This is a genomic window from Pedobacter humicola, from assembly GCF_056490705.1.
In genome coordinates this window covers 1-336 of the sequence record NZ_JBWJIG010000047.1, presented here as the reverse complement: position 1 = coordinate 336, position 336 = coordinate 1, and the positions used below count along the sequence as shown (strand labels likewise).

The 336-nt window shown below is 40.5% G+C and carries 1 protein-coding gene; it reads left to right on the top strand.

Going from position 1 to position 336, the window contains the following annotated elements; genetic code table 11:
• Nucleotides 1-206, top strand: a 206-nt coding sequence (gene tssD / locus AC04Q1_RS26450) for a type VI secretion system tube protein TssD (protein ID WP_478367520.1), incomplete at its 5' end; no start/stop codon positions are given.
• Nucleotides 207-336 lie beyond the last annotated feature (130 nt).

Sequence of the window (336 nt, the reverse complement as noted above, 5' to 3'; positions counted from 1 at the left end):
TTGATATTACAGGAACCCTTTTGATCAAAAAATCGGAAGAAGATGCCAAAATGAAAGAAGTTAACTTCGAGGATGGCTACATTGTTAAATATTCCGAAGGGATCAACATTGTAGGCGATCACCCGATGACACTCAAGTTCCAGATTTCAGCGCGTAAGCTTAAATTGGGCAACGCTGAGCACCTTAACGACTGGCCAAAAGCCTAAAGGGAGGTTGAGGCCGTAAAGGCACAGGATAGGAAGGTTAGAGGTAAATAAAATGCTAACCGCCAAGCCCCATGCTCATCCACAAAATTTATTCATTTTTAAGAAATTAAAACTTACTACAATGGCATTT